The sequence below is a fragment of the Pseudomonas sp. K5002 genome (assembly GCF_013386655.1).
Classification (GTDB): Bacteria; Pseudomonadota; Gammaproteobacteria; order Pseudomonadales; family Pseudomonadaceae; genus Aquipseudomonas.
This window is the reverse complement of the sequence record NZ_JACARK010000227.1, coordinates 1-10,472: the sequence shown is the minus strand read 5'-3', so window position 1 is coordinate 10,472 and position 10,472 is coordinate 1. Positions and strand designations below refer to the sequence as shown.

Annotated in this window: 7 protein-coding genes; 6 read left to right on the top strand and 1 reads right to left on the bottom strand. The window is 61.5% G+C overall.

From position 1 onward, the window contains the following. The first annotated feature begins 96 nt into the window (after positions 1-96). From ureA to ureC, 5 genes are all read left to right on the top strand, one after another. Positions 97-399 carry an urease subunit gamma gene (gene ureA, locus HX846_RS12295; RefSeq protein WP_003217383.1) on the top strand — a complete coding sequence of 101 codons (303 nt, stop codon included), beginning with the start codon at positions 97-99 and terminating at the stop codon, positions 397-399. A gap of 9 nt (positions 400-408) precedes the next feature. After that, positions 409-930 (top strand): GNAT family N-acetyltransferase, encoded by a 522-nt coding sequence (locus HX846_RS12290; protein ID WP_178965461.1) that lies wholly within the window; start codon positions 409-411, stop codon positions 928-930. Positions 931-935: 5 nt separating this feature from the next. Next, positions 936-1,466, top strand: a complete 531-nt coding sequence (locus HX846_RS12285; RefSeq protein ID WP_063033356.1) for an N-acetyltransferase — start codon at positions 936-938, stop codon at positions 1,464-1,466. Then, complete coding sequence (locus HX846_RS12280; RefSeq protein WP_003217389.1) at positions 1,463-1,771, top strand: urease subunit beta; 309 nt, start codon at positions 1,463-1,465, stop codon at positions 1,769-1,771. Before HX846_RS12285 ends, HX846_RS12280 begins: the two co-directional genes overlap by 4 nt. A gap of 163 nt (positions 1,772-1,934) precedes the next feature. Beyond that, a complete protein-coding gene (ureC, locus tag HX846_RS12275) occupies positions 1,935-3,635 on the top strand; it encodes an urease subunit alpha (protein ID WP_003217391.1) in 1,701 nt (566 codons plus the stop codon). Here the strand turns inward: ureC and HX846_RS12270 are convergent. Beyond that, entirely contained in the window at positions 3,632-8,791 is a 5,160-nt protein-coding gene (locus tag HX846_RS12270; RefSeq protein ID WP_178965460.1) for a dermonecrotic toxin domain-containing protein, read from the bottom strand. The genes ureC and HX846_RS12270 overlap by 4 nt on opposite strands. A 284-nt stretch (positions 8,792-9,075) precedes the next feature. Between HX846_RS12270 and HX846_RS12265 the strand changes: the two genes are divergently transcribed. Next, the coding region (locus tag HX846_RS12265; protein WP_372241981.1) for a dermonecrotic toxin domain-containing protein at positions 9,076-10,472 on the top strand (1,397 nt) is incomplete at its 3' end.

The window sequence follows — 10,472 nt, the reverse complement described above, 5'->3', positions numbered from 1 at the left end:
GATGCATTCACTGACACACCGCATTCGCGAGCAAGCCCGCTCCCACATTGGATCTCCGGTGTTTTTACGAATGTATTTCATAGTGGACCTTGAACGATGGACCTGACCCCACGGGAAAAAGACAAACTGCTGATCTTCACCGCCGGCCTGGTGGCCGAGCGGCGGTTGGCGCGCGGTGTGAAGCTCAACTACCCGGAAACCATCGCCTACATCTCCGCCGCGTTGATGGAAGGCGCCCGCGATGGCCGCACCGTGGCCGAGCTGATGCACTTCGGCACCACCCTGCTCACCCGCGAACAGGTGATGGAAGGCATCCCGGAAATGATCCCGGACATCCAGGTGGAAGCCACCTTCCCCGACGGCACCAAGCTGGTCACCGTCCACCAACCCATCGCCTGAGGCCCGACCATGTCCTTTTTGATTCGTGATGCGGTGCACGCCGATTTGCCAGGGATTCGCGATATCTACAACGACGCGGTGCTCAACACCACGGCGATCTGGAACGAACAACCGGTAGACCTGGGCAACCGCCAGGCCTGGTTCAGCGCTCGTCAGTCACAGTTTTACCCGGTCCTGGTGGCCGTCGAAGACGAGCAGGTCATCGGCTATGCCTCGTTTGGCGACTGGCGGCCTTTTGAGGGTTTTCGCCATACCGTCGAACACTCGGTGTACGTGCGCAACGACCAGCGCGGCAAGGGCCTCGGCCCCCAGCTGATGCAGGCGCTGATCGAGCAGGCGAAAACCTGCGACAAACACGTGATGGTCGCCGCCATCGAGAGCGGCAACCAGGCCTCGATCCGCCTGCATGAGCGCCTGGGTTTCATCACCACCGGGCAGATGCCCCAGGTCGGCACCAAGTTCGGACGCTGGCTGGACCTGACCTTCATGCAACTGACGCTCAACCCAGGCGCTGTGCCGCCCAAGGAGTGACACCGATGAACGCCCAACTGCGTCGAGTCAATGCCGAAAGTTTTGCCCATTACCGCCCGGGTTTGATTGAGCTGTTGCTGGACGCCGTGAAGCACGGCGCATCGGTGGGCTTCATGGCCGACTTCGATGAAGCCCAGGCCGGCACTTATCTCAACGGCGTGCAGGCCAGTCTTAACGATGGCAGCCTGCTGCTGTGGGTGGTGGTGCGTGATGAACACGTCATCGCCAGCGTGCAATTGGCGCTGTGCATGAAAGCCAACGGCCTGAACCGCGCCGAAGTGCAGAAGCTGCTGGTGCACAGCGAGGCCCGGCGCCGTGGCCTTGGCCAGCAACTGATGAGCGCCCTGGAACTGAGCGCCCGCCAGTACAAACGCGGGCTGCTGTACCTGGACACCGAAGCCGGCTCCGGCGCCGAAGCCTTCTACCAGTCGCTGCGTTATACCAAGATCGGTGAATTGCCCGACTACTGCCAAAGCCCGGACGGGCGCTACACCCCGACCGCCATCTACTTCAAGACCCTGGGGCAACCTGCATGATTCCTGGCGAATTTCAGATCCAGCCTGGCGACATCGAACTCAACGTGGGCCGGCGCACCGCCACCCTGAGCGTAGCCAACAGCGGCGACCGGCCGATCCAGGTTGGTTCGCACTATCACTTTTTCGAGACCAACGACGCACTGACGTTCGACCGTGCTGCCAGCCGTGGCATGCGCCTGAACATCCCGGCCGGCACCGCCGTGCGCTTTGAGCCAGGGCAGAGTCGTGAAGTGGAACTGGTTGAGCTGAGTGGCAAACGCCGGGTGTTCGGGTTTGCCGGGCGCATCATGGGCGACCTGGACTGACCTGTGGCGAGGGAGCTTGCTCCCGCTCGGGCGCGCAGCGGCCGCAAAAGAGCTGACTCAATCTTTCTGACTCACCCCGGTGCCTGGCTTTTGGGGCTGCTGCGCAGCCCAGCGGGAGCAAGCTCCCTCGCCACCTATCGGGAACGATCAAGGAACTAAACACATGAAGATTTCCAGACAAGCCTACGCCGACATGTACGGCCCCACCGTTGGTGACAAGGTCCGCCTGGCCGACACCGAGCTGTTCGTCGAAGTCGAACAGGATTTCACCGTCTACGGCGAAGAAGTGAAGTTCGGCGGCGGCAAGGTGATCCGTGATGGCCAGGGCCAGAGCCAACTGCTCGCCCATGAGGTGGTCGACACCCTGATCACCAACGCGCTGATCATCGACCACTGGGGCATCGTCAAGGCTGACGTCGGCCTGAAAAACGGCCGCATCGCCGCCATCGGCAAGGCCGGCAACCCGGACATCCAGCCCGGCGTGACCATCTGTGTCGGCGCCAGCACCGAAGTGATTGCCGGTGAGGGCATGATCCTCACCGCCGGCGGCATCGATACCCACATCCACTTCATTTGCCCGCAGCAAATCGAAGAAGCACTGACCAGCGGCGTCACCACCATGATCGGCGGCGGCACCGGGCCGGCCACCGGCACCAACGCCACCACCTGCACCTCCGGCCCATGGCACCTGGCGCGCATGCTCCAGGCCTCCGACTCGTTCCCGATGAACATCGGCTTCACCGGCAAGGGCAACGCCAGCCTGCCGGAGCCGTTGATCGAACAAGTGAAGGCCGGTGCCATTGGCTTGAAGCTGCACGAGGACTGGGGCACCACGCCGGCGAGCATCGACAACTGCCTGAGCGTCGCCGACGAGTACGACGTGCAGGTGGCGATCCACAGCGACACCCTCAACGAATCCGGCTTTGTCGAAACCACCCTCGCCGCCTTCAAGGGCCGCACCATCCACACCTACCACACCGAAGGTGCCGGTGGCGGTCACGCGCCAGACATCATCAAGGCCTGTGGCTTCCCCAACGTGCTGCCCAGCTCCACCAACCCAACCCGGCCGTTCACTCGCAACACCATCGACGAACACCTGGACATGTTGATGGTCTGCCATCACCTGGACCCGAGCATTGCCGAAGACGTGGCCTTTGCCGAAAGCCGCATCCGCCGCGAAACGATTGCCGCCGAAGACATCCTTCATGACCTCGGCGCGTTCTCGATGATCAGCTCCGACAGCCAGGCCATGGGGCGGGTTGGCGAGGTGATCACACGTACCTGGCAGACCGCCGACAAGATGAAAAAACAGCGCGGGCGATTGCCTGGCGACGGCGAAGGCAATGACAACTTCCGCGCCAAACGCTACATCGCCAAGTACACCATCAACCCGGCGATTACCCATGGCATCAGCCACGAAGTGGGTTCCATCGAAGTCGGTAAATGGGCCGACCTGGTGCTGTGGCGCCCGGCGTTTTTCGGGATCAAGCCAACCCTGATCCTCAAGGGCGGCGCGATTGCCTCAAGCCTCATGGGCGACGCCAACGCCTCGATCCCCACCCCGCAACCGGTGCACTACCGCCCGATGTTCGCCAGCTTCGGCAGCTCGCTGCACGCCACCAGCCTGACCTTTATCAGCCAGGCGGCGTTGGCGGCAGGCCTGCCGGAGCAGTTGGGGTTGAAGAAGCAGATCGCCGTGGTCAAGGGTTGCCGCGCGGTGCAGAAAACCGACTTGATCCACAACGATTACCTGCCGGATATCGAGGTTGACCCGCAGACCTATCAGGTCAAGGCCGACGGAGTATTGCTGTGGTGTGAGCCTGCGGATGTGTTGCCGATGGCGCAGCGTTACTTCTTGTTCTAAGCCCCAAATACGGCACTGATCGCCTGGTCGGTCAGTGTCGTGTTCAATGAGTTGAGTTCGCTGGTGATGCTGGCAAGCGAAGTGTCGTATTCAGCCCGACTCATGACGGTTCCCGGCAGGCTGTTACCGCGCGGCCGACCGAGGATATCGGCGGTCCTGGCGATGGTGTCGCTCAGGTCCTTCTTGGCCTCGGCAGACAAGCCGCCATCCCTGGCCCATTGCGCTTGCGCGTCCTCGTAGTCGAGCAACGCGTCAGATTTCCGGAAGATTCTCAAGTATTCCACCTTGTGGGCCCGCTCCAGAAATTCCTTCCACATCGGCTGCTCAATCAGGTTCTTGCGCAACTGCTCACCCTGGTCCAGCGCTGTCACCTGCTCGTACGCCGCCTCTACCATGGCCGGCGTCACATACTCTTCGCGGTACAGCATGGTTCTGGCCTGCCACGGCAAGTCCAGGCGGGCGGAAAGCTGCGAGGTGTAGGCCAGGTAGATCTCGACCTCATCAATAGGCGGGATCTCATTGCCTGCGTTGTCGTAATGAGAGACCAACATGCCCTCCTGGTCATACTCCGTATACCTGGCGCCTTGACTGATCAATTCTGCCACGCGCGCATGAGCGATCCGCCCCAACTCCTCCAATCGCCACTTGCCCCTGGCCAACTTGAGCACGCTGCTTCTCACCGCATTCGCGTCTTCATTGGCATAGGCCGAGCGCAACAACACTTCAACCCCCATGGCATTGAACAACTGCGCCCCCGCATCCACGCAAGCCGTGGGGAACTGTGCCATGCGGAACAGCTCCTCTCGCAACTCGGCGTCTTCGCCCATGGCCTCCAGCATGCGCCATACTTTCGCAGTCAGCTCCGGCAGGTAGCGCTTGCCCTCGACTACGGCATCCCCTGATTTGGACAGGTAGCGAATTTCGTTGAAAAAAGCTTCAGAACCGAAGGTATCCTCCAGCCTTTGCCACAATTGCTGCTTGGATTCCCATTCCTCGTCGGTCAATCCCGTTTTCCAGAGTTTGCTATCGGCCCGGCCTTTGGGTGGAAGCTGACGATCCGGATCATTACCGGCTGCCTCGATATATAACCTGAAATCGCTCACGGCTTTAGTACTCAGTAGCTCTCGGGAGAGCGTCGTGCGCGCGATGATCCGGGCGTTATCAGAACCCGGCGCAAATACCGGTACGCGGATAAGCGCGTTCTCACGCAAATCCAGAATGAAATGCCGTGGGCGCGGCAGGCGAAACACGCTGGCAGGCCACTCCTCCAAATCTGTTTCAGCCAGCCACAGCTGGCGCAAATCAGGCATGCGACTCACGTCCGGCGCCAGACCCAATGGATTGCTTTCAAGCGACAGCTCCTTGAGCTGTTTCAGTTTGCTCAAGACCATGACGCTCTCCTGACTCAGGACTATTTCATTGCCTCCCAGATACAACTCGGTCAAGTGCGGCATGGCGGCAATGGCCGGCGGCAGCCGCGTCAACCGGCAGGCTTGCACGGACAAGCTGCGCAGGCTGCGAAAGTTGGAAACAAACCCGTCGACGTCGTCACTCGTCAAGGCCATGCTGCGCAGGGTCAGCTTACTGACGTGATCAAAGTCGGCCGGCAATGGCGGCAGGGTGCGCAACTGCTGGCGCAATTCGACCCCATCCCACTTGATGGCCTGGCCGAGGTATCGACCATTGCCGTCGATATCCCGCAGCCCGGTTCTGCGCCAGGCCGCCTCAATGGCCTTGACGATCCGGCCCCTGGCCCGATAAATCCGATCTGCCGCCTGGCCACTGGTCGACGCGCCTGCGCGAGCGCTGATCTGCCAGGTTCGCAACGTCTGAGTCAGGTTGCTGAATTCGCTTTCGAGTTCCTGTACCCAGGTGAGATCGAGTGGGTCGCCAAGAGGTCGCAACTCGGCAATTTCGTTGGCGGTGATGTCCGGGTACAAGTTGCGAATGCGTGCCTGCAGGCTCCGCTCAAACGCCCACCCGCCGCGCCCGCTCAAGGGGTACCCACGCCTGCCGCCCGACAACTGCGATAGCGGTTTGAAGAACGGTTGGGCGGGTTGCATCTGCAGCACCTTGCGCAAGGCACCGCGCGACAGGGCATGTTCCTGGATTTTGCCTCTTAACTCCGGCCCCTGCCCAATGCCTGGCAATCCCAGAGACTGGCGGTCGGTGTCTGGCAGGGCATGTTGCAAGGCGCCGTACAGATTGTCGACGACATGCAGGCTTTGCCCTCGTGCGTCAAACGCCTCGTAGCGTCCATCGCCCCTGTGCACCAATACCTTGCGGTGCGCGGACTCGGGTGGGCCATAGCCGGCACGCAGGCTTCCGGCCAGGGAGCCTTCGCGAACCTCAATGCGCAAGTCGTTTCGCCAGCCAGGAAGGCGCTCCAGCGTGTTGAGCGCCAGCGCTTCGGTGTCGACATTGGCCAACTCGTCCAGATAAAGCCCTTCGTACGCCCGGGCCAGACGCAGATGCCCAAGTTGCCGGCGCGCTTGCTGCGCCAGCTCCAGGGGAATCTTGCGATTGTTGACCAGGCTCGCCCGCTGCGAGGGGCTGGCACCTTCCAGCAGTTCCTCGACCATGACCGGTGGCAGGCTTTTGAAGTCGCGCGCGAACAGTTGCAGTTCGGCGCTGCCAGGCGATGACCGCCCGAGGTAAAGGCTGTCGAACACCCGCCGCAGGGACTGTTTGGCATAGATCCCCAGCCGTTCCTGCAACGCCTGGCTACGCAGCGCGGCCCCGTAAGGCATGTGTTGGCCGAGCAGGTTTTTAAGCTGCTCCTCGGGCAAACTCTCGACGATCAACGCCGGCAGCTTGCCGCCGAACAGGTCTATGCGGCTGATGCTGATCAGTTCCGTCCCGGGCGCATGAGGTTGGCCATACAACGCAGCTGTCCTGCTGGTGCCCTGGCCGTCAAATACTTCGATGGTCCTGCCGGGCGGCCAGCCGGTCATTTCCACCATCAACGACGCGGCGTAGCTACCCAGGTCCATCGACATCGACCCCGCAAGGATCTGCCCACTCAAGCTTTCGGCACGCCCGTAAGCCCGCATGCGCACCGCCGTGTCGAGTGTGATGGCCGGAGTGGGCTCGCTTTCCACATACAGCCGGCGCAGCACGCTTTCGTCGGTGTCACTGATCTTGCGCACCTGCTCCAACTGCGTATCGCTCAGGCCTTCCATTACATGGCTCAGTCGCCGCATCAGCGGAGCACCTTGCCACGTCAGGGGCTCATCGGCCTCATGGGTCCAGGCGCCAGAACCGTTGTTGACGATCTGAGGCTCATACGCCTCGGGCCTGCTGGGGTGCTGGACCCGGTACACGCCCGGTTCGTCTTGCGCGGTCACGGCGTAGCGATTGCCGTCCACCGACACGACCTGGCGCCCATTGACGGTATGTAGTCCCGCCTGGTCGGGAACCGAGCCTGCCGGCAGTCGGATGTCCTGCGCATAGGGCGCAAGGTCCGGCTTCCACAAGCGGGCCTTGCCCGACGGCAGCCTGACCGCCTTGAGTCCTTCGATAAACGGCGACAGGCTGATATGCAACGCAGCGCCGCCCACCGCCAGTTGCGCGAGATTTTCCAGCACGTCAGCGATATGCGCCCAGCCGGCCTCGCGGTCACCCTGGCCGAGTTCAACCACGCCCTCCAGCACTTCGTACAGCAGTTGCCCGGCCGTGACCACCGCCATCAGTGCACCCAAGGGCGGAATGAACATCGACACCAGGTTCAAGGTGAACAGGCCGATGTTCATCAGATGCGCCATCCGCCGGTCGTGGCCAGCCGCGTCGGTGTGAGCGGTGGGTATCGCCATGCTCAACCCATCGTCGAGTGCGCGCTTGCGCATGTCGGCGTACAGCTCGTCCCAAGGGTCGACGTCGATCCACAGCCCCTTGATCGGGTGGGCGTTGAGGTTCAGGTTTGGCTGGTCCTGCGGCGTGCGGCTGATATGTCGCGGGGACTTTATGACGGCGTTGATCGCCTGGAGTTCGGTAAGGGATTTTCTTGCGTAGTACTGTCGCCACGCTGGATCAGGGCCCAGGGCCACGCGCCTTTGCGGTTCATCGACGCGTTTCTCGGTGAACCGCCCGTAGTAGTAAGCCAGGTATTTTTTCCCGATGAACCGTGAGAAAAACTGTTGGTGGGCCGTGACCTGAACCCCCCTGCTGTCCCAATAGTCCTCTGGCCTGTAAGCGGTCAGCTCACGGGTCGTTTCCTCTGCATAGTCGGCAAAGGTTTTGTAGCGCTTGATGGGGTGCTCGGGGTGGTCGGGGATGTAGACGATAAGCCAGGTGCCATACCCATGCTCCACGCTCGGGTCGATCATGAGGCAGCCGTGCATTTGCAGTTCCATGATACTGGGCCAGCGGTGCCAGACCTGCTTGCCTTCGTGCTTGATGCGTCGCTCGCCATTGGCGATGCGCTGCAGTAGCGCGTAGTCGTCGCTGCGAATATCACCTTTGAGCAACGCCACGTAGGCGGCGGCTCTGAAGGCGTCCTTTTGCCGGGTGATAAAGCGTTCACGCAGCAGGTTCCTGGACACGGTTTGCACGGGCAGCAGGTAGGTGGTGAGGTGTTCCTGGTACAGCCTGCCCAGGTCCAGGTCGCGGCATAACCGGGCGAAGGTCTCGATCGTCAGGGTCGTGGTATGGCGCTCGAAACGGCCATCCGCGCCGGGAGCGGTGATAAAGCCTGAAGCACTGTCGAAGAACCCGGCGCGGGTCTCGCGCGCTTCAAAATTGTTCAAGGCCGCTTGCAACAGGGACAAAGTCTTGGTCCGGTAGCCTGTCGCTAGTCCTTCGACCGGTACATAGAGGCGCAGATGCACCTGGTTGACGTCCAGCTCAAACCCGGCGGCCTTCAACGTGGCTTCAAGCAATGGCCGGGCGAAGGCGTTGACCTCTTGCACCTTGCCGGTCGCTTGCTCCAGTGCAGTGTGAGACTTGATGCTCGCCTCCAACAGGTTTTGCAGCGCAGCCTTCTGTGCCGGGGTGGTGGCCGCATACCAGGCGGGGATCTCTGGCTTGGCCTGCGTGATGGCTGCACGCAGGGCAGGAGATGCGCTGACCAGGCTTTCGGGGATGGCGGCTTTGATCTGTGCATAGTGACGCCCTTCGCCGCCCGGCAGGAGCGAGGTGGAGGCTTGAGGTGCTGGCATAAACGAGTACCGATAGGGAAATTAAGGCAATGACCTTAATCAGTCGCCCCCGGCACTCGGCGGTAGCTATTTGAACGGATTGCCCCCCATGGACGAACACTCAAAAAGCGCTGACAGGCTTGATGCACACGGGGGGATTTCCATGGGGTAATTAAGTCGTCGATCCATAGGTAATCCGGGGCCGATGCGTTAACTATTGCGTGCTATCCAGCGGCTTTTCGACTTATTAATCCACAGCGGTTTTCAGTAGCCTTTTTCCTTTGCTTACCCAAAGGAATGCCCCCATGCAGGATGCCCCCTCCGTTACTCCCCTCTCATCTTCCGACGACAACAGTGCGTTCATTCGCCAGGCCATTCCGGACTGGCTGGTACAGGCGCCGGCCCACCGCATAGAAGCGTTGAAACAGGCCAGGCTCGAACAGGCGCAGTGGATGGACAGCTTGTCGCCGCTGCAGCGAAGAACCTTGAAGGCGTTCAATGAAACCAGTTTCAAATCCCAACACGCGGTGGATAAACACCTGGCCAACGTCCAGGCACTCAAGCCCTTCGCCATAGGCCTGCTCAACGGCGCGCTGAAAGAACAATTCAACCTCACCGTGGATGTCGAAGGCACCTCTCTTCGTTTGTATGAGCCGCTGAGGCTCGGCCCCCTGGGGATCAAGGCCGGCGAATACAAAGTACTGGAGGTGTCGCTGGTGCAGGCTGCCCTGCATAACTTTGAAGCCAGTGAAGGTGAAGACGGCGCATTCGATCCTGCCTCCGGGTTCACCCAATACCCGGGCCGGGAAGGCGCCTCTCCCAGGATCAGCCCGGCGCTGACCGTACCCGCCTTTATCAGCCTGTGCCGTACGCTGGACGTGGGTGCCCGCTACCAGGCGCACCTCAAGGAAACATTACTGCCCACCGACGAGACGGCCGCCACCCGGTTGCGCGACGCCGTGATCACCAGCCAGAAGGATGCCCTCAGGGCTGCGGCGTACCTGGCGCTGCTCAAGCAGGACATTCTCCCGGATGACTTCACCATGGTGCTCAAGGTGGTCGACGGCGAACGCAACCCGACGCTGGGCGGCAAGCCGGTGTGGTTCAGTTGCCTGAGCGTGATGGACCGCGCGCTCATGGGGAGCGTGGTGTTTACACCGGTGGAAAAATATCGCTATGCCACCGACTTCATCGTCTACCTGCCCCACGATCCGGAGCACCCGCTCAAGCGCTACAACAGCCTTGATGCGCTGAAAACCGAACTGAACCGCCAGTGGGTGGCGCGCGACAAAGCGCCAAGCGAATCCGGCAATAACAACCGCCCGACGCCCACGAGCTACCAGCATTTTTTCAGCCAGTTTCTCAATGAGCATGACAAGCCGGCGTTCTTCAACCGGTTTACCGAACCCGCTGCGGACTCCACCGCCGCCGTCGACGCAGTAGCGCGTTCGCCGGTGACCCAGACGATGCTGCAACTGGCCTTCCCGGTATTGACTACGACGGTCATGCCCCAGTCGCTTCCGCCCCCGAAAGCCGGCTGCAGGGTGGTGAAGACGGGCGCTCCCGACCTGTACCTGATGGTGGTCTCAAGACAGGGCCTGTGGGCTGACAACGTCGACCTGTGGGCCAACCTGTTTGAGCATGGCCGCGACAAGGCCCTCGGCGATGCGCGCGACCAGGCAGTGCCCACCGCCGAGGGCCT